The sequence below is a fragment of the Streptomyces sp. NPDC028314 genome, from assembly GCF_055565795.1.
Genome location: NZ_JBVHTP010000005.1, coordinates 339,683 through 364,380, shown reverse-complemented (window position 1 = coordinate 364,380; position 24,698 = coordinate 339,683). Strand labels below are relative to the sequence as shown.

27 protein-coding genes are annotated in these 24,698 nt (G+C 72.3%); 13 read left to right on the top strand and 14 right to left on the bottom strand.

From position 1 onward, the window contains the following. Positions 1-41: 41 nt before the first annotated feature. Positions 42-434: an SCO5389 family protein gene (locus ACZ4TG_RS15080; protein WP_468162560.1), complete on the top strand. Its 393-nt coding sequence runs from the start codon at positions 42-44 to the stop codon at positions 432-434. Positions 435-517: 83 nt separating this feature from the next. Here the strand turns inward: ACZ4TG_RS15080 and ACZ4TG_RS15075 are convergent, their stop codons facing one another. Continuing rightward, positions 518-1,537 carry an LLM class flavin-dependent oxidoreductase gene (locus ACZ4TG_RS15075; RefSeq protein WP_468162558.1) on the bottom strand — a complete coding sequence of 340 codons (1,020 nt, stop codon included), beginning with the start codon at positions 1,535-1,537 and terminating at the stop codon, positions 518-520. 262 nt (positions 1,538-1,799) lie between these two features. Between ACZ4TG_RS15075 and ACZ4TG_RS15070 the strand changes: the two genes are divergently transcribed. Then, on the top strand, positions 1,800-2,147 hold the full coding sequence (locus tag ACZ4TG_RS15070; protein ID WP_468162555.1) for an ATP/GTP-binding protein: 348 nt from the start codon (positions 1,800-1,802) through the stop codon (positions 2,145-2,147). A gap of 27 nt (positions 2,148-2,174) precedes the next feature. Here the strand turns inward: ACZ4TG_RS15070 and ACZ4TG_RS15065 are convergent, their stop codons facing one another. From ACZ4TG_RS15065 to mce, 7 genes are all read right to left on the bottom strand, one after another. Further along, complete coding sequence (locus ACZ4TG_RS15065; RefSeq protein WP_468162553.1) at positions 2,175-3,041, bottom strand: ABC transporter permease; 867 nt, start codon at positions 3,039-3,041, stop codon at positions 2,175-2,177. Next, the gene (locus tag ACZ4TG_RS15060) at positions 3,038-4,153 is read right to left on the bottom strand and encodes an ABC transporter ATP-binding protein (protein ID WP_468162551.1); all 1,116 of its coding nucleotides are present in this window, start codon (positions 4,151-4,153) and stop codon (positions 3,038-3,040) included. Before ACZ4TG_RS15060 ends, ACZ4TG_RS15065 begins: the two co-directional genes overlap by 4 nt. A gap of 152 nt (positions 4,154-4,305) precedes the next feature. Continuing rightward, positions 4,306-5,082, bottom strand: a complete 777-nt coding sequence (locus ACZ4TG_RS15055) for an ABC transporter permease (RefSeq protein WP_468162724.1) — start codon at positions 5,080-5,082, stop codon at positions 4,306-4,308. 2 nt (positions 5,083-5,084) lie between these two features. Beyond that, a complete protein-coding gene (locus tag ACZ4TG_RS15050) occupies positions 5,085-6,080 on the bottom strand; it encodes an ABC transporter ATP-binding protein (RefSeq protein ID WP_468162549.1) in 996 nt (331 codons plus the stop codon). A gap of 113 nt (positions 6,081-6,193) precedes the next feature. Continuing rightward, on the bottom strand, positions 6,194-7,132 hold the full coding sequence (locus ACZ4TG_RS15045; protein WP_352214401.1) for a coiled-coil domain-containing protein: 939 nt from the start codon (positions 7,130-7,132) through the stop codon (positions 6,194-6,196). Between the two features lie 193 nt (positions 7,133-7,325). After that, a complete protein-coding gene (scy, locus tag ACZ4TG_RS15040) occupies positions 7,326-11,861 on the bottom strand; it encodes a polarized growth protein Scy (RefSeq protein WP_468162547.1) in 4,536 nt (1,511 codons plus the stop codon). Positions 11,862-12,042: 181 nt separating this feature from the next. Further along, complete coding sequence (gene mce / locus ACZ4TG_RS15035) at positions 12,043-12,471, bottom strand: methylmalonyl-CoA epimerase (protein WP_468162545.1); 429 nt, start codon at positions 12,469-12,471, stop codon at positions 12,043-12,045. A gap of 146 nt (positions 12,472-12,617) precedes the next feature. On the opposite strand from mce, the gene ACZ4TG_RS15030 reads away from it, so the two are divergent. Genes ACZ4TG_RS15030 through ACZ4TG_RS15020 form a run of 3 tightly spaced genes read left to right on the top strand, consistent with a single transcriptional unit; the run spans position 12,618 to position 14,944 of the window. Beyond that, the gene (locus ACZ4TG_RS15030) at positions 12,618-13,826 is read left to right on the top strand and encodes an acetyl-CoA C-acetyltransferase (RefSeq protein WP_468162543.1); all 1,209 of its coding nucleotides are present in this window, start codon (positions 12,618-12,620) and stop codon (positions 13,824-13,826) included. 11 nt (positions 13,827-13,837) lie between these two features. Continuing rightward, positions 13,838-14,818 carry a methylmalonyl Co-A mutase-associated GTPase MeaB gene (gene meaB / locus ACZ4TG_RS15025; protein ID WP_468162541.1) on the top strand — a complete coding sequence of 327 codons (981 nt, stop codon included), beginning with the start codon at positions 13,838-13,840 and terminating at the stop codon, positions 14,816-14,818. Positions 14,819-14,869: 51 nt separating this feature from the next. Then, complete coding sequence (locus tag ACZ4TG_RS15020) at positions 14,870-14,944, top strand: 50S ribosomal protein bL37 (protein WP_100661309.1); 75 nt, start codon at positions 14,870-14,872, stop codon at positions 14,942-14,944. 71 nt (positions 14,945-15,015) lie between these two features. Here the strand turns inward: ACZ4TG_RS15020 and ACZ4TG_RS15015 are convergent, their stop codons facing one another. The 5 genes from ACZ4TG_RS15015 to ACZ4TG_RS14995 all read right to left on the bottom strand — a co-directional run bounded on the left by ACZ4TG_RS15015 (position 15,016) and on the right by ACZ4TG_RS14995 (position 18,384). Further along, positions 15,016-15,588, bottom strand: coding sequence for a PepSY domain-containing protein (locus ACZ4TG_RS15015; protein ID WP_468162539.1), 573 nt, complete (start codon positions 15,586-15,588; stop codon positions 15,016-15,018). A 110-nt stretch (positions 15,589-15,698) separates the two neighbouring features. Beyond that, positions 15,699-16,202 (bottom strand): MarR family winged helix-turn-helix transcriptional regulator, encoded by a 504-nt coding sequence (locus ACZ4TG_RS15010; RefSeq protein WP_468162722.1) that lies wholly within the window; start codon positions 16,200-16,202, stop codon positions 15,699-15,701. A 69-nt stretch (positions 16,203-16,271) separates the two neighbouring features. Further along, positions 16,272-17,099, bottom strand: coding sequence for an AIM24 family protein (locus ACZ4TG_RS15005; protein ID WP_468162537.1), 828 nt, complete (start codon positions 17,097-17,099; stop codon positions 16,272-16,274). Continuing rightward, positions 17,096-17,746 carry an AIM24 family protein gene (locus ACZ4TG_RS15000; RefSeq protein ID WP_468162535.1) on the bottom strand — a complete coding sequence of 217 codons (651 nt, stop codon included), beginning with the start codon at positions 17,744-17,746 and terminating at the stop codon, positions 17,096-17,098. The genes ACZ4TG_RS15005 and ACZ4TG_RS15000 overlap by 4 nt, the downstream gene beginning before the upstream one ends. Further along, positions 17,746-18,384: an AIM24 family protein gene (locus ACZ4TG_RS14995; RefSeq protein WP_468162533.1), complete on the bottom strand. Its 639-nt coding sequence runs from the start codon at positions 18,382-18,384 to the stop codon at positions 17,746-17,748. Before ACZ4TG_RS14995 ends, ACZ4TG_RS15000 begins: the two co-directional genes overlap by 1 nt. Before the next feature lie 151 nt (positions 18,385-18,535). On the opposite strand from ACZ4TG_RS14995, the gene ACZ4TG_RS14990 reads away from it, so the two are divergent. The 5 genes from ACZ4TG_RS14990 to ACZ4TG_RS14970 all read left to right on the top strand — a co-directional run bounded on the left by ACZ4TG_RS14990 (position 18,536) and on the right by ACZ4TG_RS14970 (position 21,373). Next, the gene (locus ACZ4TG_RS14990) at positions 18,536-18,880 is read left to right on the top strand and encodes a DUF3817 domain-containing protein (protein WP_468162531.1); all 345 of its coding nucleotides are present in this window, start codon (positions 18,536-18,538) and stop codon (positions 18,878-18,880) included. Further along, on the top strand, positions 18,877-19,191 hold the full coding sequence (locus ACZ4TG_RS14985; RefSeq protein ID WP_468162529.1) for an MTH1187 family thiamine-binding protein: 315 nt from the start codon (positions 18,877-18,879) through the stop codon (positions 19,189-19,191). Before ACZ4TG_RS14990 ends, ACZ4TG_RS14985 begins: the two co-directional genes overlap by 4 nt. 168 nt (positions 19,192-19,359) lie before the next feature. Continuing rightward, positions 19,360-20,058, top strand: a complete 699-nt coding sequence (locus ACZ4TG_RS14980) for a hypothetical protein (protein WP_468162527.1) — start codon at positions 19,360-19,362, stop codon at positions 20,056-20,058. After that, entirely contained in the window at positions 20,055-20,735 is a 681-nt protein-coding gene (locus ACZ4TG_RS14975; protein WP_468162524.1) for a DUF4166 domain-containing protein, read from the top strand. Before ACZ4TG_RS14980 ends, ACZ4TG_RS14975 begins: the two co-directional genes overlap by 4 nt. Then, a complete protein-coding gene (locus ACZ4TG_RS14970; RefSeq protein WP_468162522.1) occupies positions 20,732-21,373 on the top strand; it encodes a TetR/AcrR family transcriptional regulator in 642 nt (213 codons plus the stop codon). The genes ACZ4TG_RS14975 and ACZ4TG_RS14970 overlap by 4 nt, the downstream gene beginning before the upstream one ends. A gap of 28 nt (positions 21,374-21,401) precedes the next feature. On the opposite strand, the gene ACZ4TG_RS14965 is transcribed toward ACZ4TG_RS14970, so the two are convergent. After that, the gene (locus tag ACZ4TG_RS14965) at positions 21,402-22,388 is read right to left on the bottom strand and encodes an ArsR/SmtB family transcription factor (RefSeq protein ID WP_468162520.1); all 987 of its coding nucleotides are present in this window, start codon (positions 22,386-22,388) and stop codon (positions 21,402-21,404) included. A gap of 74 nt (positions 22,389-22,462) precedes the next feature. Between ACZ4TG_RS14965 and ACZ4TG_RS14960 the strand changes: the two genes are divergently transcribed. From ACZ4TG_RS14960 to ACZ4TG_RS14950, 3 genes are read left to right on the top strand one after another with little or no spacing between them, the layout of a single operon-like run. Then, on the top strand, positions 22,463-23,713 hold the full coding sequence (locus tag ACZ4TG_RS14960; RefSeq protein WP_468162518.1) for an MFS transporter: 1,251 nt from the start codon (positions 22,463-22,465) through the stop codon (positions 23,711-23,713). Between the two features lie 21 nt (positions 23,714-23,734). Then, positions 23,735-24,244 (top strand): MarR family winged helix-turn-helix transcriptional regulator, encoded by a 510-nt coding sequence (locus tag ACZ4TG_RS14955; protein WP_468162516.1) that lies wholly within the window; start codon positions 23,735-23,737, stop codon positions 24,242-24,244. Positions 24,245-24,300: 56 nt separating this feature from the next. Further along, a complete protein-coding gene (locus ACZ4TG_RS14950; RefSeq protein ID WP_468162514.1) occupies positions 24,301-24,630 on the top strand; it encodes a DUF3817 domain-containing protein in 330 nt (109 codons plus the stop codon). The last annotated feature ends 68 nt before the right edge of the window (positions 24,631-24,698 follow it).

Sequence of the window (24,698 nt, the reverse complement as noted above, 5' to 3'; positions counted from 1 at the left end):
ACTTCGGCAACCCAAACGCCGGGGTCACGAGAGGAGAACCCATGTCGCTCGACGTCTCACCGGCCCTACTCGAACAGGCCGAGCGAGGCGAGGTCGACGAAGCCGCTTTCGTCGACTGCGTCCGGACCTCCCTGCCCTACGCATGGGAGATGATCAGCTCGCTGGTGGCTCAGCTGGAGGTTGAGGGCGGAGAGTTCGCCGACAACCAGACGCCGCCGCCGGACGAGCAGGCGCGCGGGCAGCTGCTGCGCGCTCTTGCGAGTGACGCGATACGCGGTGCGCTGCAGCGGCACTTCGGGGTGCGTCTCGCCTTCCAGAACTGCCACCGCATCGCCGTGTTCCCGCAGGATTCCTCGTCGGATGAGAGGCATGCCCGGTTCACCTCGATCCGCGGCCAGCTGCTCAACCAGTCGCCGGAACTGCGGGACTGCTAGCACCACCGGTACTTCGCTGCCGCTCCGTATCGCGGGAGGTGCCACTGATACCGGAGCGGCAGCCCCAGCACCGGCCCGAGCACTCAGCCGAGGCGGGGCAGGACCTCGGCGCCGAGGCGCCGTACGTTCTCCTCCGTCGCGGCGAGGTCCCCGGAGCCTTCCGTGAGGAGGGCGAAGCGGGTGATGCCCGTACGCTCCGAGGTGGCCGCCAGCCGGTCCGCCGCCAGCTCCGGGGTGCCGACCGGGTGCAGCTCGCACAGCAGTTCCGTGTACGCGACGGGATCCCGCATCGCGCGCTGCCGGCCGTCCACCGTCACGTGCGCGTCCAGGCCCTGCCGGAACCAGCCCGGCATCGCCTTCACCAGGGTCTCGCGGGCGTCCGCGGTCCGGTCCGCCAGCTGGCAGACCCCCGCCGAGACGTGCCCCGCCTCCGGCGAGCGGCCCGCCGCCCGGGCCGTCCGCCGCCACAGCGCGACCATCTCCGCCTTCTCCTCGTCCCCGCAGTGCATGCCCAGCAGCATCGGCAGACCCCGCTCCGCGGCGAGCCGTACCGATGCGGGAGAGGTGCACGCGACGATCACTTCCGGCCCCATCCCGTCACCGTCCAGCGCCTCCGACGGACGCGGTACGACGGCCACCTCGCGGAACCCGAACCGCTCGCCGGCCGCGCCCACGCGGGGCTCGGTGAGCCAGCGGCGCAGCAGGTCCAGCGCCTCGGGAAAGCCGTGCTCGTACGCGTCCAGGCCGCCCCCGAACACCTCCAGGTCCACCCACGGCCCGCCCCGGCCCACCCCGAGGGTGAACCTGCCCCCCGAGGTGACGTGCAGCAGCGCCGCCTGCTCCCCGAGGGCCACCGGATGCGTGCTCGGCAGCACGCTCACCGCCGTGCCCACGCGCAGCCGCCGGGTCCTCCCCAGCAGCAGGGCCGCCAGGGTCACCGCCGAGGGGCAGACCCCGTACGGCACGAAGTGGTGTTCGGCCAGCCACACCGAGTCCAGCCCGGCCTCCTCGGCCACCTCCGCGGTCCGCACCGCCCGGTGCAGCGCCTCCCCGGGACCCTGGCCCGGGAACTGGGCCGCCAGTACAAAAGCTCCTACACGCATCGCCCTTAGCCTCCTCGCGGCTGACGCGGCCTCCCCCAGGTGGACCGGCTCCGTGACGTTCATGGCATCAACGTCTGATGGCAACAACGTCTGACACGTGCCAAAGGCACGGTCCGGCAGGAAAGTTATTGGGATTGTCAGGCCAGTCCGTGTCCCGCGGGTCTCCGCGGCCATCCGTTCCGTAGACACCCTGCGGGTACCCGGGCTCGCTGCGCGTAGTCTGGGAGAAAGTCACTGCCGTCCGCCCATCCGTGAGGTATACGTGTCACCGCGCCACAACCGCCCCAGGGGCGGCGGGAATCCCTCCGATCGTTCGGACCCGGGCTCCGGTTCGGGCTCGGGGGGACTGGACCGGTTCGGGCTGGAGCAGACCGAGGAATACCTGGGCGAGGAGTGGAAGGTCCGGCACGTCGCGGGCGCGAGCGCGGCGGGCAAGCGCTACCGCTGCCCCGGCTGCGACCAGGAGATCCCCTCCGGCACCCCGCACCTGGTGGCCTGGCCCGAGTACGGCGGCGTGGACGACCGGCGCCACTGGCACAAGGCCTGCTGGAACGCGAAGGACCGCCGCACCTCACGGGTGCAGCGGTCCAGGAACGCGCCCAAGTACTAGCGCGCGGGACGGATCGCGGGACGGCCCTCAGACGTCCCGGCGGCCGACCACCACGTACGAGGCGGCCACCGCCGCCGAGGTCACCAGCACGATCAGCGCCATCTGGGACAGATCGCTGGGCACCACGCTCCCCCCGGGCAGGGTCGGGTCGCCGCTGCCGGCGTTCGGCAGGCCGAGGAGCTGCATCAGCGCGACCGGGGCGTTGTGCTGGAGCACCGCCTGCCCGAGCGGGGCGGCGGCCTCCCACATGGTGAGCATCGCCCCCACCACCGGCGGCAGCGTGACGACGCCGATCATCAGGGCGATCGCCCCGGCCGAGTGCCGTACCAGCGCCCCGACGGCCAGCGCGAGCACCCCGAGCAGGGTGACGTAGAAGGAGCCGATCACGGCGGAGGCCCACTCGCCGGCGGGGTGCGGCCCGGCGGCGGAGCCGCTGTGCACGATCGAGGCGGCGACGCCGACCAGGAAGACCGACCCGAGGGTGACGACGAAGGCCGCGGCGCCGAAGACGAGGTACTTCGCCGTGAGCACCCGGTGCCGGTCGGGGGCGGCGGTGAAGGTGGTGCGGACCAGGCCGGTGCCGTGCTCGGAGGTGATCGTCAGGACGCCGAGCACCATCACCGCGAGCTGCCCGACCAGCAGGCCGAAGAGCGCCGGAGTGGTGAAGGGCATGCTGACGTAGTCGGAGTCATCGGTCTGCGTGACGAAGAGCAGCCCGATGCCGAGGACGGTCGCCACGAGCGAGCCGAGCGTCCACACCGTGGAGCGCACCGAGGTCAGCTTGGTCCACTCCGAGGCCAGCGCGTGCCCGAGGTGCGGCCGGGTGTCGGCCGACGGCGATCGGGGGGCCGCGGGGGAGTCCGTCGCGGGGGGAGTCGTCGCCGGGCCGGTCATCGGGCGTCCTCGGGGTTGCTCTGGGCGGTGCCGGCGAGCTCGCCGGGCTTGCTGGGCATCAGGAAGGGCCGCCCGCCCGCACCGGGCGGCGGGGGCGCGTAGAACGCCTCCCGGGGGACCTCGGGGGCCGCCGGGGCGTCCTCCCACTCCGGCACGCTCAGCGGCTCCGGCTCCCACAGCTCGGCCCGGGGGTCCTCGGTGGAGGTGTACTCGACGGAGCTCTGGGTCATCCGCATGTACGCCTCCTCCAGCGAGGCCCGGTGCGGGGACAGCTCCCACAGCCGCACGCCCGCCTCGTGGGCGAGGTCGCTGATGCGCGGGAGCTCCAGCCCGGTCACGCGCAGGGCGCCGTCCGGCTCCTGGAGGACCCGGGCGCCGTCCTTGCGGAGGATCTCCCCGAGCGCGTCCCGGCCCTCGGCGCCGGTGCCGGCGGCCCGTACCCGAGCGAATCCGGCCGAGTTGTGCGTGATGAACTCCTGGGTACCCATATCGGCCAGCAGCCGGCCCCGGCCGATCACGATGAGGTGGTCGGCGGTCAGCGCCATCTCGCTCATCAGGTGGGAGGAGACGAAGACGGTGCGGCCCTCGGCGGCGAGCCGGCGCATGAGGTTGCGGACCCAGAGGATGCCCTCCGGGTCGAGGCCGTTCACGGGCTCGTCGAAGAGCAGCACCTGCGGGTCGCCGAGCAGGGCGGTGGCGATGCCGAGCCGCTGGCCCATGCCGAGCGAGAAGCCCTTCGTACGCTGCCGGGCGGCGTCCTGGAGGCCGACCACGGCCAGCACCTCGTCCACCCGCTTCTCCGGGATGCCGGAGAGCTGGGCCACGGACAGGAGGTGGGTGCGGGCCCGGCGGCCGCCGTGCACGGCCTTCGCGTCGAGCAGGGCCCCGACGTGACGCTGGGCGTTCGGCAGCTCACGGAAGGGCAGGCCGTTGATCGTGACGCGGCCGGACGTGGGCCGGTCCAGCCCGAGGACCATGCGCATGGTGGTGGACTTCCCGGAGCCGTTGGGCCCCAGGAATCCGGTGACGTGACCTGGCCTGACCTGGAAGGACAGCTGGTCGACGGCGGTCTTCGCGCCGAAGCGCTTGGTAAGGCCGACTGCCTCGATCATCGTTCTGCCCCTTAGCAGGCTGCTATGACTTTCGCCCGTGTAAGGGTTAAGAGGATATCGAGTCTCCTACGGTTCCGTCTCGCCCCGATCCCTGAGCCACCCCTGATGCCGACCCGGGGATTCCCCGTAGTACGGCAGGAGGGCGCGCGGCCTCAGGCGTCCCTCTTCCTGAGGACGAGGTAGCCCCCGAGTACGGCGGCCAGCGTCCACAGGGCCATGATCCCGAGGCCGCCCCAGGGGCCGTAGGGGGTGTCCGGGGAGTTCATGGCGTTGGGCACGGTCTGCATGATCTTGGAGCCGGCCTGGTTGGGCAGGTACTGGCCCACCTTCCGGGTCGTTTCCGCGATGCTCAGGATGGGCGGGAGGACCAGGATGAACGGGATCAGCAGACAGATGGACAGGACCGAGCTGCGCAGCAGCGCGGCCACGCCCATCGAGAACAGCGCGAGGAGGGCCATGTAGAGGCCGGCGCCGACCACCGCGCGCAGGACGTTCTCCCCGCCGATCCCGATGCCGCGTTCGCCGAGGATCGCCTGGCCGAGGAAGAAGGACAGGAAGCTGGTGAGGAGGCCGGCCACCAGGGCCAGTGCCGTCGCCACGACGAGCTTGCCGGCGAGGAAGCTCCCCCGGCGGGGCACCGCGGCCAGCGAGGTGCGGATCATGCCCGAGCTGTACTCGGTACCGACCACCAGCGCCCCGAAGACGATCATCGCCAGCTGGCCGAGGGGCATCCCGGCGAAGCTCGCCTGGGTGGGGTCGAACGTGGCCTGCTCGGCCGGGGGCATGTTCTGGAACCTCGCGGTGACGAAGGCGCAGATCGCGGCGCTGACGCCGACGGTGACCACCAGCGAGGTGACCAGGGTCCAGCTCGTGGAGGCGACCGTACGGATCTTCGTCCACTCCGACCGGAGGACGGCGGAGAAGGCCATGCTCACTCACCCCCCTTGCGCGTCGCCTCGAACCCCGCGCCCCAGGCGGGGGCGTCGGCCGGCCGGCCGGGGGGCGTGCCGGGCGCCCCGGGGGCGTGGGCGTGGTACTCGACGGAGTTCGCCGTCATGCGCATGAACGCCTCTTCCAGTGAGGCCCGCTGCGGGCTGAGTTCGTGCAGCACGAGCTGGTGCCGGGCGGCCAGTTCGCCGAGCCGCTCCGGTCCCACGCCGTCGATCTCCAGCGTGCCGGTGGCCGGAACGCTGACGGCGTCGATCCCGGCCTCGTGCAGGACGTCCTTGAGGCGTTCCTGCTGGGGCGAGCGCATCCGGACGTAACTGCGCGAGTTCTGCTGGATGAAATCGGCCATCGACAAGTCGGCGAGCAGCTTTCCCTGCCCGATGACCACCAAATGGTCTGCGGTCAGCGCCATTTCGCTCATCAAGTGCGAGGAAACGAAGATCGTTCTCCCCTCCGCGGCCAGCCTCTTCATTAGATTTCGGATCCAGAGAATTCCCTCCGGGTCCAGACCATTGACGGGTTCGTCGAACATCAAGATCTGCGGATCTCCCAGCAGTGCGGCGGCGATTCCCAGCCGCTGCCCCATGCCGAGCGAAAATCCTTTCGACTTCTTTCCGGCCACGGCCCTCAGGCCGACCTCGTCCAGCACCTCGGACACCCGGCGCTTCGGGATCCGGTTCGACTGGGCCAGACAGAGAAGGTTGTTGTACGCGCTGCGGCCGCCGTGCATGGACTTCGCGTCCAGCAGCGCCCCGATGTACTTCAAGGGTTCGGGCAGGTCCCGGTAGTGCTTCCCGTCGATGCGGACCGTTCCGCGGGTCGGGTTGTCGAGGTCGAGCATCATGCGCATGGTCGTGGACTTGCCGGCCCCGTTGGGGCCGAGGAAGCCGGTCACCACCCCCGGTCTGACCTGGAAGCTGAGGTCGTCCACGGCGGTCTTCGCGCCGAATCGCTTGGTGAGGCCCTCAAGCTCGATCATGCGGCCACGCTAGAACGCCGGAGGGCCCTACGCCACCTCAGACAGGTGACGCAAGGCCCTCGCTACGCACGTCCGGCGTCGCGGCGCGACCGGAACGGCGCCGCCGTGCCGTACTAGCGGCTCTGCTGCGCCGGAACGCCGCGCGTGACCGGCTCGTCGTCGATCGGGGAGCCGGCCGCGGCCACGGCCGCACCCGTCAGCGTCGCCAGCATCTCGCGGACGTTGGTCAGCTGCGCGTTGATGGAGTCGCGGCGGTTGGTGAGCGCCGCCAGCTCGCGCTCGGACTCGCTGCGGATCCGGTCGGCCTTGGCGTTGGCGTCGGCCACGATGTCCTCGGCCTGGCGCTGCGCGGTCTCCACGGTCTGGCGGGCGCGGCGCTCGGCGTCCGTACGGAGCTTCTCGGCCTCCAGGCGCAGCTGCTCCGCGCGGTGCTCGATCTCCGCCAGGCGCTTCTCCGCCTTGGCCTGACGCGAAGCCAGGTCGCGCTCGGACTGCTCGCGGCGCTTGGCCAGGTTGGTCTCGAAGTCCGCGGCGGCCTGGGCGGCCTTGGCGCGGGTCTCCTCGAAGAGCGCGTCGGCCTCCTCGCGCTTGGAGGCCGCGTCCTTCTGGGCCTCGGCGCGCAGGGTGGAGGCGTCGCCCTTGGCCTTCTCGACGATGCGGACGCCCTCGTCCTCCGCCTTCGACTTGCGGTCGGCGGCGAACGACTCGGCGTCGTTGCGCACCTGCTGGGCGGCCGACTCGGCGAGCTCACGGTGCTGCTCGGCCGCGCGACGGGCCTCCTCGCGCAGGTCCTTCGCCTCCTCCTCGGCCAGCCGCAGGATCTTCTCGACCCGGGCGCCGAGGCCGGCGTACGACGGCTCGGCGTCGCTCACCTGGGCCTGGGCGTTCTGCGTTTCGAGGTGCAGCTCCTCGATCCGCTTTTCCAGAGAGTTGATACGTCCAAGTGCGCTGTCGCGGTCGGAGACCAGCTTGGTAATGCGGTCGTCCACCTGACCGCGGTCGTAACCACGCCGCACGAGCTCGAAGCCGAAGGGGGAGGAAGTGTCGCTCATGGGGTTCCTGTCGAATGAGACCGATGAGGTGCTACGTGAGGTGTTAGGGGAATCCTAGGCGCCCGGACGGCGTGTCATCGAGTCAATCCACGTTTGATCTGGACAATGACACCCCTTTTGAGTGGCAAGGCGACAGAATGCTTGTCACTCGTTCGCCTGAACCTCCATCAGGAGCACACATCCCGCACACCGGCTAGCCCTCTGATGCCTTACCACCCGAACGAGTAGAACCCGCCGTCGCTCCGGCCTTCACGCCCCCCGCGCCCTGACCGCCGACCGTCGGCTTTCCGCCGCCCGAAGGCGCCTCGAATGATTCCAACGCCTCAAGAACGTCCTGGACACGGGAGATCTCCGCCTGAATGTCCTCGCGCCTGCGCACCAGGACCTCCAGCTCACGACGGCCCTCCTCGACCAGTCGCTCCGCCTCCGCCTTCGCCTGCGCCAGCGCGCTCTCGGCCTCGCGGGCCAGCTCGGCCTTCTTCTGTTCGGCCTCCTTGAGCAGCGCCTCGGCCTTGCGCACGGCGGCGATGCGGACCTTGCTCGCCTCGCTGCTCGCCTCCGACACCAGCTCCTTGGCCTTCTTGTCGGCCTCGACGCTCTGCTCGGTCGCCGCCCGCACCAGCTTGTCCACGCGCTCGCCCGCGGACTTCATCTGCTCCGCCGACTCGCGGCGGGCCCGCTCGTGCAGCTCCTCGACCTCGGACTCGACCCGGGTGCGCAGCTCTTCGGCCCGCTCCCTTATGGCAGCCGAATCCGTGCGCGCCCCGACCAGCAGCTCGTTGGCGTCCGTACGGGCCTTCTCCACGGTGGAGTTGCCCTCGACGGTCGCCTCCGAGGTGATCCGCGCGGCCTCCTTGCGGGCCGCGTCGACCATCGCGTCGGCCTGCTCCTCGGCGGCCGTGGTGGCGGCCAGCGCCTGCTGGCGGGCGTCCGCGGTGAGCTTGTCGGCTTCCGCCGAGGCCTCCGTGATGAGCCGGTCCACCTGCTCCGCGGCCTCGCTGCGGCGCTTGTTGGCCTCCTCGCGGGCCTCGTCCAGCTGCCGCTCCGACTCCGTACGGGCCTGCGCAAGAGTGCGCTCCGCCTCGTTCGCCGCCTCCGCCTTGACCCGCTCGGCCTCCGACCGGGTCCGGGTCGCGTGCTCCTGCGCCGAGGACAGCGCCTCGCTCGCCTCCGCGCGCAGCCGCTCGGCCTCGGTCGCGGCCTCGCCGACGGTCCGCTCGTTGTCCTTGCGGGTCTGCTCGGTGAGCTTCTCCGCCTCCGCCCGGGCCTCGGTGATGAGCCGGTCGGCCTGCTCCGCGGCCTCGCTGCGGCGCTTGTTGGCCTCCTCGCGCGCCTCGTCCAGGGTCCGCTCGGACTCCCGCTCGGCGCTCGCCAGCGTCTCGTTCGCCGCCGTCGTGACCCGCTCGGCCTCCGCGGTGGCCTCGCCGATGATCCGGCCGCCCTCCGCGCGGGCCTCGTCCAGCGTCTGCGCCGCCTCGGCACGCAGCCGCTGCGCCTCCTCGGCGGCCTCCCCGACCGTCCGGTCGTTGGCGGCCCGGGTCTCGACCGTCATCCGCTCGGTCTCGGCCGTGGCCTCCCCGACCAGACGGGCGCCCTCGGCACGCGCCTCGTCCAGGGTCTGCGCCGCCTCGGCACGCAGCCGCTCGGCCTCCGCCGCGGCCTCGCCGACCGTGGCCGCGTTCGCCGCGAGGGTCTCCTCGGTGAGCTTCTCCGCCTCCGACACGGCCTCGGTGATGAGCCGGTCGGCCTGCTCGGCCGCCTCGCTGCGCAGCCGGCCCGCCTCGGCACGGGCCTCGTCCAGGGTGCCCGCCGCCTCGGCGCGGGTCGCGTCCGCCGCGGCCTCGGCCTCGGCCGTGAGCCGGGCCGCCTCCGCGGCGGCCTCTTCGACCGTGGCCGCGTTCGCCGCCAGGGTCTCCGCGGTGTGCAGCTCGGCGCGCTCCGTCGCCTCGGCCACGATCCGGGCGCCCTCGGCGCGGGACGCCTCCAGCGACTCCGCGGCCTCGCCGCGGATCCGGTTCGCGTCGTCCCGGGCGTCGGCCCGGGTACGCGCCGCGTCCCGCTCGGCAGCGGCCAGCGCGTCGGTCGCCTCGGTACGCACCCGCTGCGCGTACTCGGCGGTGTCGGCGCGCACCTGCTCGGCCTCGGCGATGGCGTCGCCGACCGTGCGCTCCGCGAGGGCCTTCGCCGCGTCCGTCTCGACCCGCGCCTCGGCGCGGATCCGGGTCGCGTCCTCGGAGGCCCGTTCCCGCTCCGCGTACGCGTCGGCGCGGACCCGCTCGGCCTCTTCCTCGGCCTCGGTCCTCGTCCGCTCGGCGGAGTGCTCCGCCGCGCTGCGCAGCCCGGCGACCTCCTCCTCGGCCTGCTCGTGCAGCCCGGCCACGGAGTCCCGTACCTGCTGTGCGGTGGCTTCGGCGGCCGAGACCACCTCCGACGCGCGCCGCTCGGCCTCCTCGGTGAGCCAGACCGCCTCGGCCTGGGCCTCCTCGGAGCGCTTGCGGGCCTGCGCCAGCAGTTCCTCGCTCTGCTCGCGGGCCTGGGCCCGCTCGTTGCCGGCGTCCGTACGCGCCGCGGCCAGGGTCTCCTCGGCCTCGCGGCGACGCCGGGCGGCCTCCTCCTGGGCGGCGCTCAGCGCTTCCGCGGCCTCCGCCCCGACCCGCTCGGCGGCGGCCTTGGCCTCCGCGCGCAGCCGGTCGGCGGTCTCCTGGGCCTCCGAACGCAGCCGCTCGGCCTCGGCGTCCGCCTCACCGCGCAGCCGCACCGCGACCTGCTCGGCCTCCGCGCGCACCCGGCCGGCGTCGTCCGCGGCGTCCGTGCGCAGCTGGTCGGCCTCGGCCTCGGACTGCGTCTGGAGGGTACGGATCCGCTCCGCCGACTCGGCGCGCAGCCGGTCGGTCTCCTCGGTGGTCTCCCGGCGGATGCCCTCCGCCGCGGTACGGGCGTCGCGCAGCGTCTGCTCGGCCGTGGCCAGCCGGCCCTCGGCCTCCGCGTGCAGCCGTACGAGCTCCTCGTCGGCCTCCGCCCGCTTGGCGGCCAGGGCCTGCTCGGTCTCCTCGCGCCGGGCGCGCGCGGCCGCGTCCGCCTCGGCGCGTACGGCCTCGGCCTCCTCCTCGGCCTCGGCGCGCAGCCGCTCGGCCTCGGCGCGGGTCCGCTCCAGGGTCTCCTCGGCCTGCTTGCGCAGGGTGGTGGCCCGCTCCACGGCCTCGCCGCGGACCCGCTCGCTCTCGGCGGTGGCGCTGCCGCGCACCTCGTCCGCGTCGGACCTGGCCTTGCCGAGCAGCTCCTCGGCGGTCCGGGCCGCCTCCTCGATCTGCTGGACCGCCTCGCGGCGGGCCTCGCCGCGGATCCGCTCGCCCTCGGCGACGGCCTCCGCGCGCAGCTGCTCGGCCTCACCGCGCAGCCTGCGGGCCTCCTCCTGGAGTTCGACCGTACGGGCCCGGTACTCCTCGGTGTCGTCCTTCGCGGCGCCCTTGAGCTCGTCGGCGGTGGCCGCCGCCTGGGCGCGCAGCCGTTCGGCCTCGGACTCCGCCTCGCGGCGGATCCGCTCGGCCTCCTCGGAGGCGGCGCGGGTGGTGGCCCGGGCGTCCTCCGAGGCCTTGTTCAGGACGTCCTCGGCGGTCCGGGCGGCCTTCGCCAGCTGCGCCGCGGTGTCCTCGGCGGCCGCGGTACGGGCCTGCTCGGCGGCCTCGGCGCGCAGCCGCTCCATGTCGGCGCGGGCGTCGGCCAGGGTCTGCTCGGCCTCCGCCTTGAGGACCTCGGCCTCCTTGGTGGCCTCGCCGACCAGCCGGGCGACCTGCTCCTTGGCGGTGCGGGTGCGCTGCTCGTTGACGGACTCCGCCGAGGCGAGCTGCCGGGCGGCGCTCTCCTTGGCCTCCGCCAGGACCTTCTCGGCCTCGGCGCGGGCGCCGCGCAGCGCGCTGTCGGCCTCCTGGATGCGGGATTCGGCGACGCGGCCGAGGTCCAGGGTCTGCTGCCGGGTCTGCTCGGCCTCCGCGGAGCTGGTCGTACGCAGCCGCTCGGCGTGCTCGCTGGCCTCCTGGGCCTGCGCGGAGGCGGCGGTCAGCAGCCGCTCCGCCTCCTTGCGGGCGCGCAGCAGGGTGGACTCGGCCTCGGTACGGGAGGCCTCCGCGTCGGCGGCGAGCCGGCGGCGGGCCTCCTCCGCGAGCCGGGCGGCCTCGGAACGCGCGGCGTGCAGCGCCTGTTCGGCCTCGGCGCGGGACTCGTCCATGAGCCGGCGGGCCTGGGACTCCGTACGGGCGCGCAGCTGCTCGGCCCAGGCGACGTTCTCGTTGACGTGCGCCTCGACGGTCTGGCGGCGCTCGTTGAGCTCCTGGTCCAGCCGCTGGCGGCGGTTGACCGCCTCGGCGTGCAGCTCGGCCTGGAGGCGCGCCTGGTGCTCGGCGTGCTCCTGGAGGATGCGCTGGGTCTGGGCCCGGGCGTCGCGCAGTTCGCGCTCGGCGTCGGAGCGCATCTGGTCGGCCTGGATCTGGGCATTGCGAAGCAGCTGCTCCGCCTGGTAGCCCATGTCCGCGCCGTCGTAGGCGGGGCGGGACGCGAGATTGCGGCGTACCTCATGGAGCTTGGCGCGCAGCACCTCGACCTGGTACCCCAGGTCCTCGGCGTGCTGGACGGCCTTCCCGCGCTCCTTCTTGAGCCGCTCCATCTCGGCCTCGAAGCGCGAGAGATGGTCGGCCTCGCCCTGTTGGCTCTCCTGGCTTTCGTAGCCCCGCACAGCGCGGTCCCATCCGTCCCCTGGTCGCAAGCTCACTCCCAATTGAGCATCGCTCGCCCGCTGAACGACGCCCCCGGGGAATGGTGTCAGATACCGGGGCAGGGGTCACAGGCCCCGACCCCGTCTCCGCACCGAACCCCGGCCGAGCCATGGCCACTCTACCGGCCGGGGAATCGGGGCATCAGTGCGCTGGGTCGGCGGTGACCAGTTCGGTGAGGACTCCGTGGCAGTCCTTGGGGTGCAGGAAGGTGATCCGGGACCCCATGGAGCCGATGCGGGGCTGGTCGTAGAGGACGCGGACACCCTTGCCGCGGATGGCCTCGGAGTCCGCGTCGACGTCCTCGGTGCCGAAGGCGATGTGATGGACGCCCTCGCCGTTCTTGGCCAGCCATTTGCCGACCGCGGAGTCCTCCCGGGTGGGCTCCAGAAGCTGGATGTACGAGGCTCCGCCGTCGGAGGTCTCGTTGATCTTGAGCATGGCCTCGCGGACGCCCTGCTCCTCGTTGACCTCGGAGTGGAACACCTCGAATCCGTACGTGGCACGGTAGAACTCGACAGTCTTGTCGAGGTCGAAGCAGGCGATCCCGATGTGGTCGATTCTTGTCAGCATGGGACCAGTGCACAGCCGAGGAGGGGCCTCACGCAACGTGCCAGCGATCACACCGACAGGCCGGTGACTGCGCGGGTACTGCTCAGTACATTCAGGTAAACCCTCGTTCACTCCTCAGCTTCCCCGCTGAAAGGGGATCCGCCATCATGTCCGGAACGAACAACACCACTTCGGTGATCGTCGCAGGGGCCCGCACGCCCATGGGGCGTCTGCTGGGCTCGCTGAAGTCCTTCTCGGGTGCCGACCTCGGCGGTTTCGCCATCCAGTCCGCGCTGGAGCGGGCCGGGATCTCCGGCGACCAGGTCCAGTACGTGATCATGGGCCAGGTGCTCCAGGCAGGCGCGGGCCAGATTCCCGCCCGCCAGGCCGCCGTCAAGGGCGGAATCCCCATGAACGTCCCCGCGCTCACCATCAACAAGGTGTGCCTCTCGGGCCTCGACGCCATCGCGCTGGCCGACCAGCTCATCCGCGCCGGCGAGTTCGACATCGTGGTCGCGGGCGGCCAGGAGTCGATGACCAACGCCCCGCACCTGCTGCCGAAGTCCCGCGAGGGCTTCAAGTACGGCGCCATCGAGATGCTCGACGCGATGGCCTACGACGGCCTCACCGACGCCTTCGAGAACATCGCGATGGGCGAGTCCACCGAGAAGCACAACACCCGCCTGGGCATCGAGCGCGCCCCGCAGGACGAGTTCGCGGCCGCCTCGCACCAGCGGGCCGCCGCCGCGCAGAAGAACGGCGTCTTCGAGGCCGAGATCACCCCGGTCGAGATCCCGCAGCGCAAGGGCGACCCGGTGATCTTCTCCCAGGACGAGGGCATCCGCCCGGAGACCACGGTCGAGTCCCTCGGCAAGCTGCGCCCGGCCTTCGCCAAGGACGGCACCATCACCGCCGGCACCTCCTCGCAGATCAGCGACGGCGCCGCCGCCGTCGTCGTGATGAGCAAGGCCAAGGCCGAGGAGCTGGGCCTCGACTGGATCGCCGAGATCGGCGCCCACGGCAACGTGGCCGGTCCCGACAACTCGCTGCAGTCGCAGCCGTCGAACGCCATCCTGCACGCCCTGAAGAAGGAGGGCCTGGAGGTCGCCGACCTGGACCTCATCGAGATCAACGAGGCCTTCGCGGCGGTCGCCGTCCAGTCAATGAAGGACCTCGGCGTGACCCCGGAAAAGGTGAACGTCAACGGCGGCGCCATTGCCCTGGGGCACCCGATCGGCATGTCCGGCGCCCGCGTGGTGCTGCACCTGGCCCTGGAGCTGGCGCGGCGCGGCGGCGGGATCGGCGCGGCCGCCCTGTGCGGCGGCGGCGGCCAGGGCGACGCCCTGATCGTCCGCGTGCCCGGCGCGAAGGCGTAGGTGCTGCGCGGATGACGACGGTGGACGTCCCCACGCTGGTGGCCCAGGCCCGCGAGGGCCGGCCCCGGGCGGTGGCCCGGCTGATCTCACTGGTCGAGGGGGCGTCCCCGCAACTGCGCGAGGTGATGGCCGCCCTGGCCCCGCTGACCGGCGGGGCGTACGTGGTGGGCCTCACGGGCTCCCCGGGCGTGGGCAAGTCCACGTCCACCTCGGCGCTCGTGTCGGCCTACCGCAAGGCCGGCAAGCGGGTCGGCGTGCTCGCCGTGGACCCGTCCTCGCCCTTCAGCGGGGGCGCGCTGCTCGGCGACCGGGTCCGCATGTCGGACCACGCCTCCGACCCGGGGGTCTACATCCGCTCCATGGCCACCCGCGGCCACCTGGGCGGTCTCGCCTGGGCCGCGCCGCAGGCGATCCGGGTGCTGGACGCGGCCGGGTGCGAGGTGATCCTGGTCGAGACGGTCGGAGTCGGGCAGTCGGAGGTGGAGATCGCCTCCCAGGCCGACACCTCGGTGGTCCTGCTGGCCCCCGGGATGGGCGACGGGATCCAGGCCGCGAAGGCGGGCATCCTGGAGATCGGCGACGTGTACGTGGTCAACAAGGCGGACCGGGACGGCGCGGACGCGACGGCCCGGGAGCTGAACCACATGCTGGGCCTGGGGGAGTCCCGGGGCGCCGGCGACTGGCGGCCGCCGATCGTCAAGACGGTCGCCGCGCGGGGCCAGGGCATCGACGAGCTGGTCGAGGCGCTGGAGAAGCACCGGGCCTGGATGGACGAGCGGGGGGTGCTGGCCGAGCGCCGTACGGCCCGGGCCGCCCGCGAGGTGGAAACCATCGCCGTGACGGCCCTGCGGGCCCGGATGGCGGATCTGCGCGGCGACGCGCACCTCGACGCCCTGGCGGCCCGGGTGGCCGCGGGAGAGCTGGACCCGTACGCCGCTTCGGACGCCCTGCTGGCGACGCTGACCGATGCGGACTCCCCGGGCCGCCCATAAACTGGCAGCGCCCGGAATGGCCCGATAGATCCCCTGTAAGGGAGTGGTGTCATGGCGAAGCGCGGCAACAAGAGGCGAGCCCGCAAGAAGAAGAAGGCGAACCACGGCAAGCGTCCCAACGCCTGACCGAACGAGGAAGCCGCGCCCCCGGGAAGGGGGCGCGGCTTCCTCACGTGAGGGGGTGCGAGCGCGAGCGGCTAGTTGCCGTCGTCATCGTCGTTGTCGTCGCCCGAGTCCGAGGACGACGCGGTGACCTTGCCCGACGTGGGGTCGACGTGCACGTTCTTGGTCTTGCCGTCGCTTCCCTTGATCTCCACGTGCCAGTACCGGGTGCTGCCGTTGTCGTCGTCGTCATCCCAGTCGACCGACGTGACCCGGCCCGGATGGCCGGCGAGGGCCGCCTTCATCGCCTGCTTGGCGTTGACCTTGGCGGCGATCAGCGGCGCGTACTCGCGACCACGCGCGACTCCGACGACGACGGTAACGAGTACCTTGTCGTTGCCGGTGACGTCGATCTCGGCCTGCTTGCCGTTCTTGGAGACCACGTTGACGTGCCAGACGGAACCGTCCTGGTCGAGGGACTCGACGACACCGGGGTAGTGCTCCAGGGCTGCGTCGACCGCGCTGTCGGCGTTCACGTCGGCGCGGGCGGCGGTGACCGTGGTCACGGCTCGGGCCGCGTCGCCCGTGGCCGCTGCCGCCGCGGCCACCGGGCCGCCGGCGAGCAGGGCGACGGCCGCGGCCGTGGAGATGATCACGTTGCGCTTCATGGGCGGAACCTCCTCGGGCCGGCCGAGGCGCCTACGGTTGCTCGGCGGACGGCCGGCGGGCGTTACCGCCCATTGTCCGGCCGCCCGTCCGATCCGGCACGGGGAGGGCCTCAGCCCTTGCCGCGGTTGTCCCGCAGGTGCTCCGCGACGGGGCGCAGGGACTCGCGCAGCGCCGCCAGGGCCTCCGGGGGCAGCAGGTCGATGAAGTGCTGCCGTACGGACGCCACGTGGTGCGGGGCGACCTTCCGCATGGTCTCCATGCCCTCGTCCGTCAGTACCGCGTACAGGCCGCGGCGGTCGGACTCGCAGTTCATCCGGCGGACCAGGCCGGCCGTTTCCATCCGCGTGATCTGGTGGGACAGCCGGCTCTTGGACTGCAGGGTCGCGGTGGCGAGGTCGCTCATCCGCATTCGGTGGCCCTCCGACTCCGAGAGGTTCACGAGGATCTCGTAGTCGTTGTTGGTCAGTCCGAAGGGCTGGAGATCCTTTTCCAGCTGGTGCATCAGCAGCCGGCTGACGTCCAGGTGGGTGCGCCAGGCGCACTGCTCGGCGTCGGTCAGCCAGGGGGTCCCCCCGGACGGAGTCTGGGGGAGGGTGGCCGTGTCGGTCTCCATGGTCTCCATGACTGAACTCTACCTAAGAAGTTGAATTACGTACAAAAATAGGACGATCGCGGTGGTGGATCACAGTCCGAAGCGCCGCTGCAGATCACCCAGCTGTCCCGGCATCCGCGGTACGCCGAGCTGGCCGAGCGGCCCCTGGCCCGCCCCGGGAACGCCCTGGGCGTTGCCCGTGGCCGCGCCGGCGCCCACCGCGCCGACCGCCTGCTCCGCCATCAGCATCTCGGAGGACTGGAGCAGTACCGTCCCGGCCCCGACGAACTCGAACTGGTGCTCCTCGCCCGAGGAGCCCCCGATGCCGGTCAGCGAGCGCAGGCCGCCGATCACGCCCGACATGTAGCCGTGGTCGTAGTGGTGGCACGGGGAGGGGCAGTCCGCCCAGCCCACCAGCGCCTGCGGATCCACCCGCAGCGGCGGCTCCATGAACACCACCGGTCCGTTGGACGCCGCCACGAACTTCCCGGTTCCGATCAGCGTCAGGAAACCGGGCACGATCGACTGCTTCAGCGCGAGCGTGGGCTGGTAGGCGAGCAGGTTGCCCGACCGGATCGTCAGGTTGCCCTCGTCCAGGTCGTACGAGTTCACGTCGAAGGCCCGGTCGGCCAGCAGCATCTTGCCCTGGCCCTCGGCCACCACCCAGTCCGCGGCGTGCAGCGGCGAGTGGAAGCTGGTGCGCAGCAGCCGGTCGAAGCGGCCGTTGCCGATGCCGTTGAACTCGATGCTCCCGTAGTACGAGATCATCTTGCCCTTCTGCAGGAACCACTGGCTCCCCTTGAGCTCCACGCAGAAGGTGTACGCGTTCACGTTGTCGTCGGAGGGCAGGGTGTACGGGTCGAAGACCGTCGGACCGCCCGGGCCGCCGGGCCCGCCCGTCACGGGACCAAAGTTCACAGCTTCTCCTCCGACGCCTGTACGTACACCGCGCCCTGGCCCGACAGCTCCAGCTGGAACGCCTCGCCCGAGCCGCGCCCCACCATGTCGCGCCAGCCCAGCGCCGTGGAGAGCTTGTTCCTGACGTCCCCGTGGTGGGCCACGTACGCCTGCGGGTCGACGTGGACCGGCCGGTTCGGGGTGATGGGCAGCTCGATGACTCCGCCGTGGGCCATCACGGCGACCGCGCCGTGGCCCTTGAGGGTGGTGGTGAACAGGCCCTGGCCGGTCACCTGGCCGCGCACCATGCCCATGACGCCGCCCTGCGAGCCCATGAACATCGTGCCCTGCTGGAGGGTGCCGTCGAAGGCCAGCAGCCGGTCGGCCTCCACGTACAGGGTCTCGCCCGAGAGGTTGATCACCTGGATGTGGTGGCCGCCGTGGCCGAACATCACCGTGCCGCTGCCCTCGACCGACATCAGCGGGGTCTGCTCGTTCGCCACCCGGCGCCCGATCATCCCCATCACGCCGCCCTGGCCGCCGGTGATGCTCGGGGTGAAGGAGACCTCGCCGCGGTAGGCGAGCATCGCCCCGCGCTGGCTGTACATCTTCTGCCCGGGCACCACCTGGGCCTCGACCATCTTCGAGTTGATCTCGCGGAACGGCATCAGATGTCGCCCCCGATGGTGTTGCGCTCGCTGGGCTGCACGTAGACCAGGCCCTCGCCCTCGAAGCGGATCTGGAAGGACTCGCCCGAGCCCTCGCCGATCAGCGTGCGGAAGTTCACGCCGGACTGGAAGGACTGCTGGAGGTTCCCGGTGTGCGCGACGTACGCCCCCGGGTCGACCGAGAGCGGGTACTGGGCGCTGACGCGCAGCACCACCGCCGGGCCGTCGGACATGATCGCCGCCTGCCCGGAGCCCTCGACGGTCGTGGTGAACAGGCCGTTGCCCGTCGAGGCGCCGCGCAGACCGGTGAAGGTGGTGCCGGTGCGCAGGCCGGCGTCGGTGCACAGCAGGTTGCTGGACTCGACGTAGAGCTTCTCGCCGCGCAGATCGACCAGATTGATCTCACTTGCGCGGTCGGCGAAGAAGCAGGTGCCGTGTCCCTGTACCTCCATCACGGTCATCTGCTCGCCGGTCAGCCGGCGGGTCACCATCCCGCGGAGGCCTTCGCCACCGCCGGTCATCTTCTTGAAGGCCATCTGGCCGTCGTACGCGACCATGGAGCCGTTTTTCGCTTTCACGGCGTCCCCGGTCAGGTCGACGGCGAGCACCTTGCTGCCTTGGAGTCGGAACTGAGCCACGAGGAGACGTTAGCCGCAGTGGGCGGGCCCGAACAGGGCTCCATGGCCGATATGCGCCACACTCGGCCGCCCGCGGGTACCCCGGTCAAGATCCCGTGGGGCGGCTGAGACACTGGAACGGCCCCCCGGCCTCCTCCCGCGAAGGTTCCACGTGGACATCAAGACCGCTTCCGCCCTGCACCGGCTGCGCCTCATCTCCGTCCCGGAGGCGCTGTCGTTCCCGGCCCTGCTGATCTTCGGCTCGCTGCTGAGCCGGATCTCGGACGTCGACTACCTGATGATGCCGCTGGGGATCCTGCACGGGATCCTCTTCGTCATCTACGCGGTCTTCCTGCTCGACGTCTGGGTCAAGGCGAAGTGGCCGCTCAAGAAGGTGGCCCTGTTCTTCCTGCTGGCGCTGCTGCCGTTCGGCGGGCTGTACGGCGACAAGGTGCTCAAGCGCGACGAGGCCGACAGCGTCATCGCGGCCCGCGCGCGCGAGGCGGCCGAGGCATGATCATCGCGTTCTCCGTGACCCCGCTGGGGGTGGGCGAGGAGGTCGGCGCGTACGTGGCCGACGCCGTCCGCGTCGTACGGGAGTCCGGGCTGCCGAACCGCACCGATGCCATGTTCACCACGGTCGAGGGCGAGTGGGACGAGGTGATGGACGTGGTGAAGCGCGCCGTCGCCGCCGTGGAGGCGCGGGCGCCGCGGGTCTCCTTCATCCTCAAGGCCGACATCCGCCCCGGCGTCACCGACGGGATGACGTCCAAGGTGGAGACCGTCGAACGGCACCTCACCGACGGCGCCGCGGGCGCCGCGGGCTGAGTCGGTTCCTTCGCATCGGAAAGCGCCCCCGGCCGGACAGGCCGGGGGCGCTTTTTCGTGTGCCGGTGTTGAGTGAGCGCTCAAATCGATGCCCGGAAGATATTGAGCGCTCGCTCAAACTCGGTTAACTTGCGGTTTGAGCGAACGCTCAAACAACGAGGGGGCGGCATGGGGCTGTACGTCGAGACGGTCATCCGGACGGACATGGCCGAGCTCTGGGCGCGCAGCCAGGAGCCGGACCAGCACCAGCGGTGGGACCTGAGGTTCACCTCGATCACCTACCTGCCGCGCGCCGAGGGCGGCCCCCAGCACTTCCGGTACGCGACCCGGGTGCTCCCCTTCCTCTCCGTCCACGGCACCGGGATCTCCGCCGGGGAGCGGCAGCGGCCCGACGGGACCCGCGTCTCGGCGCTGCGCTTCGCCTCCGGCCACCCCCTGTCGCTGCTCGCGGAGGGCAGCGGGTACTGGCGATACGTCCCGGGCCCCGACGGCATCCGCTTCCTGACCGGCTACGACTACCGCCCGCGCTGGGGCCGCTTCGGCGCGCTCGCCGACCGGCTGGTCTTCCGGCCGCTCATGGGCTGGGCCACCGCCTGGTCCTTCGACCGGCTCCGCCTCTGGTGCGAACGCGGCACCACCCCGGGCCGCTCGCTGGCCCGGGCCGCCGGCGAGAGCGCCCTGCGGCTCCTCGCGGCCCTGGCCGCCCTGGTGTACGCGCCCCTGGCGGCCGGCCTGGCCGTCGCCGCCCTCGCCCTGCTGCTGCCGCCCCTGCCGGGCACCCCCGCCGCCCGCCGCTGCCTGCGCACCCCGCCCGGCCGCACCCCCGCCACCGCACCGCGCCTGCTCAGCACCCTGGAGCCGTCATGACGTCCATCTTCCGGGCCCACATGGGCGCCGACTTCGACCGGCTGCACCCGCAGATCCAGCGCCGCTTCTCCGTCGGCCTGGCGAGCGGGGAGGCCTGCGTCGGCCGCGGGACCATGGACCGGATCTGGCACGGCGGCGCCTTCGTCAAGCCCTTCCTCCGGCTCGGCGGGCTGCGCAACATCCTGGTCCCGAAGGAGGGCGTGCGGGTGCCCTTCGTCATAGAGAACTTCCCCTACCTCGACTCCTTCGGGCGCGAGACCGTCACCTTCGTACGGACCTTCCAGCTGCCCGGCGGACCCCACCGGTTCGACGCCACGATGGTGCACAGCCCCGAACGCGGCAGCATCCTCGACTACCTGGGCACGCATCAGCACCTCGCCAGCGACCTCCACCTGAGCGCCGAGCCCGACGGCTCCCTGCTCATCCGCTCCGGCGAGCACCGCTTCCGCGAGGGCCCCGTCGACGTCCGGGTCCCCGCCATCCTCGGCGCCGACGCCGAGGTCCGCGAATCCTTCGACGAGGCCACCGGCCGCTTCCGGATCCGGGTGCGGGTCGTCAACCGCCGCTTCGGGCCGCTCTTCGGGTACGAGGGCTCCTTCACGACCGAGTACGTCGACGCCCGCGCGCACGGGGTCCGCGCAGGACTGCGGCCCGTCCGGGAGGAGGCCCGGGCATGAACGCCGCCAGCGACGCCACCAAGCGCAAGCTCCTCGAAGGAGCCCTGCGCACCCTGGTCGAACAGGGCATCGGCAAGACCTCGGCCCGCAGCATCGCCGCCACCGCGGGGGTCAACCAGGGCCTGATCTTCTATCACTTCGGCTCCGTCGACGAGCTCCTCGGCGCCACCTGCATCTTCGGTGCCGAACAGCGCGTGGCGCTCTACCGGGACCGGCTGGCCGCCCTCGGATCGCTCGCCGAGCTCCTGGAGTTCGCCCGGGAGATGCACGCCGAGGAGCGGGCGGCGGGCCATGTGGCCATGCTCGGGCAGCTGCTGGCCGCCGGACAGTCCCAGCCCGCCCTCGCCGCCGCCACGGCGGCCGGGCTCGGGCTGTGGGTCGCGGAACTGGAGTCGGTGCTCACCCGGCTGCTGGCGGCCACCCCGCTCGCCGGGTTCGCGGACCCCGCCGGACTGGCCCGGGCCGCGGCCGCCTCCTTCGTCGGCATCGAGCTCTACGAGGGCGTGGACGCGGAAGGGGCCGGCCGCGCCCTCGACGCGCTGGAGCAGCTCGCCGGGCTGGCCCAGGCGCTGGAGGGGCTCGGGCCGCTGCGGCAGCGGGCCGTACGGCACGGGCTGCGCAGGGGCACCCGGCGCTGAGTCCTGCCGGGGGCGGCGGAGCGGGACGTCACGGGGCCGCGCCCGTGGCCAGGGCGATGGCCAGCGGGGTGCGCTCGTAGAGGACCTGGTGGCCGTGGCGGGACGGGATCAGCAGGCCCGCCGCCCGGAGGGTCTTGAGGTGGGCCGACACCGTCGACGGGGCCAGGGACAGCCGGTGGGCCAGGGCCGTGGTGGAGGCGGGCTCCTCCAGGGCGCAGAGGACGTCGGCCCGGGCCCGGCCCAGCAGGCGGGCCAGGGCCTGCGGGGCCGGTCCCGGCGAGGCCGTCCACAGGGCGCCGATGCCCCGCGCCGGGTACACCAGCGTCGGCTGCCACGGCGGGTCGTAGCCCCCGACCACCTCCGGCCACACGAACGCGCTCGGCATCAGCAGCAGGCCCTGCCCGTCGAGGCGGCGGTCGTGGTGGTTGCGGCGGTCGATGGTCAAGGTGTTCCCGGACCACCGCAGCTCGGGGTGGAGGCCGTCGAACAGCGCCTCCAGCCCGCCCGCCGCCAGCCGCCGGGAGTGGAAGAGGATGTCCGCCTCCAGCAGGGCCCGCAGCCGGGGCCAGTGCGGGGCGACCAGGGCCGTCCAGGCCCGCTCCATCAGGTCCGCCAGCTCCCGCACCGCCCGCTCCGGATCGGCCAGCATCCGCCGGCCGGTCTCGCTCTCCAGCGCCCCCGGGGTGCAGGCCAGGGAGCGGCGCAGATCCTCGCGCGCGGCCTGCGGGTCGGCGGCCCGCACCCGGGCCAGCTCCTCCTCGAAGGTGACCGACGGGCCGGACGGCGGCGGGCTGAGGAAGTCCGGATTGTGCCCGGCGCGCGGCATCAGCAGCCACAGCGGCCGCAGGTCCAGCCCGTCCGCCGCCGCGCGGATCCGGCGCAGCCACGGCAGGTGGTACGCCTGCCGGTTCGTGTACAGCAGGACCCGTACCGCCTCCTGGGTCTCCCAGCGCGGCGAGATCGAGAACCGGCAGCGCAGCAGGTCCGCCGGGCCGAAGCGGTAGTGGAACGGCACCGGCGCCCCCTCGGTCGATTCGGCCGGGAACGAATCCCTGCCCCCGCAGCCCAGGCTCGGCCAGGGTGGCCGACATGGCAACCGTCCACCACCCCGACGCCCCGGCCGGCGCCGGCTACCGCGCCGTCTTCCGGGTCCGGGAGTTCCGCAGCGTCTTCGCCGCCCACCTGATGTCGGTGCTCGGCGTCGTCGTCGCCGAGATCTCCCTGACCGTCCTCGTCTACCGCCTCACCGGCTCCCCGCTGATGAGCGCGCTCACCTTCGCCCTCGGCTTCCTCCCGTACGCCCTCGGCGGCACCCTGCTCGCCGGGACCGCCGACCGGTACCCCGCCCGGCGGGTCCTCGTCACGTGCGACCTCGTCTGCGCCGCCTGCGCGGCGGCCATGGTCCTGCCCTGGACCCCGGTCGCGGCACTGCTCGTACTGCGCTGCGCCATGTCCTTCGTCGCGCCGCTGTTCCAGGGCGCCCGCAGCGCCTCGCTCGCGGACATCCTCGGACCCGGCGACACCTTCGTCCTCGGGAGGTCGCTGCTGCGGATGGTCGCGCAGAGCGCGCAGCTCATCGGGTTCGGCCTCGGCGGCCTGCTGCTCACCGTCCTCGCCCCGCGCGGGGCCATCGCCCTCACCGCGGCCGGCTTCCTGGGCTCCGCGCTCCTGCTGCGCCTCGGCACCGCCTCCCGGCCGGCCCGCGCGGGCACCCGTACCGCCCCGCTCGCGGGCCTGCGGGCCGTCTTCGGGGACCGCCGGACGCGGGCGCTGACGCTGCTGTTCTGGCTGCCGCCGGTCTTCGTCGTCGTCCCCGAGGCGCTGCTCGCCCCGTACGCGGACGGCATCGGCGCCGGTACCGCCGCCCTCGGGCTGCTGATGTGCGCGCTGCCCGTCGGCACCATCGCGGGGGAGCTCTGGGCGGGCTCCGTCCTCACCGCCCGAACGCGTTCGCGGATCGTGGCCCCGCTCGCGTCCGTCGGCCTGCTGCCGCTCCTCGTCTACGCGTTCCGGCCGGGCGTGCCCCTCGCCCTGGGGGCGCTGCTGCTCGCGGGGCTGGCGCACGCCTACACGCTCGGCCTCGACCGGATGTACGTCGACGCCGTCCCCGGGGAACTGCGCGGCCGGGCGATGACCCTGCTCAGCACGGGGCTGATGACCCTCCAGGGCGTCGGCATGGCGCTGGCCGGGCTGGCCGCCGAGTTCCTGCCGGTGCACGCCGTCGTCACCTGGTCGGGTGTGCTCGGAACCGCCGTCGTCCTCGTCCTGCTGGCCGAAACGCGCGCCTGCGGGATCCTGGCCGAGGGGCCGAGGAATGAGACGGGGCTGACCGCCAAATGACCGCCCGGTAGGGTCTGGTGGATGCCCAAGCCGCTCAGCCTTCCCTTCGACCCCATCGCCCGCGCCGACGAACTCTGGCAGCAGCGCTGGGGTCCGGTGCCCTCGATGGCAGCCATCACCTCGATCATGCGGGCGCACCAGATCCTCCTCGGTGAGGTCGACGCCGTGGTGAAGCCGTACGGGCTGACCTTCGCGCGGTACGAGGCGCTCGTGCTGCTCACCTTCTCGCAGGCCGGTGAGCTGACGATGTCGAAGATCGGCGAGCGGCTGATGGTCCACCCGACCTCGGTGACGAACACGGTCGACCGGCTGGTCAGGTCGGGCCTGGTGGCCAAGCGGCCCAACCCGAACGACGGGCGCGGCACGCTCGCGTCGATCACCGAGAAGGGGCGCGAGGTCGTCGAGGCGGCGACGGAGGCCCTGATGGGGATCGACTTCGGTCTCGGCGCCTACGACGCGGAGGAGTGCGGGGAGATCTTCGCCCTGCTGAGGCCCCTGCGGGTGTCCGCCGGGGACTTCGAGGAGAAGTAGCCGCCGTCACAGGGCCCCCGTCAAGGTCGAGCAAAACGGACGGTTAGGCTCGGGGCATGAAGAAGAGCGTGCTGACCCGGTACCGGGTGATGGCCTTTGCCACTGCCGTGATGCTGCTGGTGCTGTGCACCTGCATGGTGTTCAAGTACGGCTTCGACAAGGGCGCGGACCTGACCTTCGTGGTCTCCCAGGCCCACGGCGTGCTCTTCATGATCTACCTGGTCTTCGCCTTCGACCTGAGCTCCAAGGCCAGGTGGTCCTTCGGCAAGATGCTCTGGGTCATGATCAGCGGAACCATCCCGCTGGCCGCCTTCTTCGTCGAGCGCAAGGTCCGCGCCGAGATCGAGCCGCTGGTCGACGGCGCTCTCGCCACCGCGAAGGCCTAGCCTCTCGCCGGTGCGCGGCTCGCGTCGCCCCTGAGCGGGACCACCCCCGGGAGACTTCCCGGGGGTTT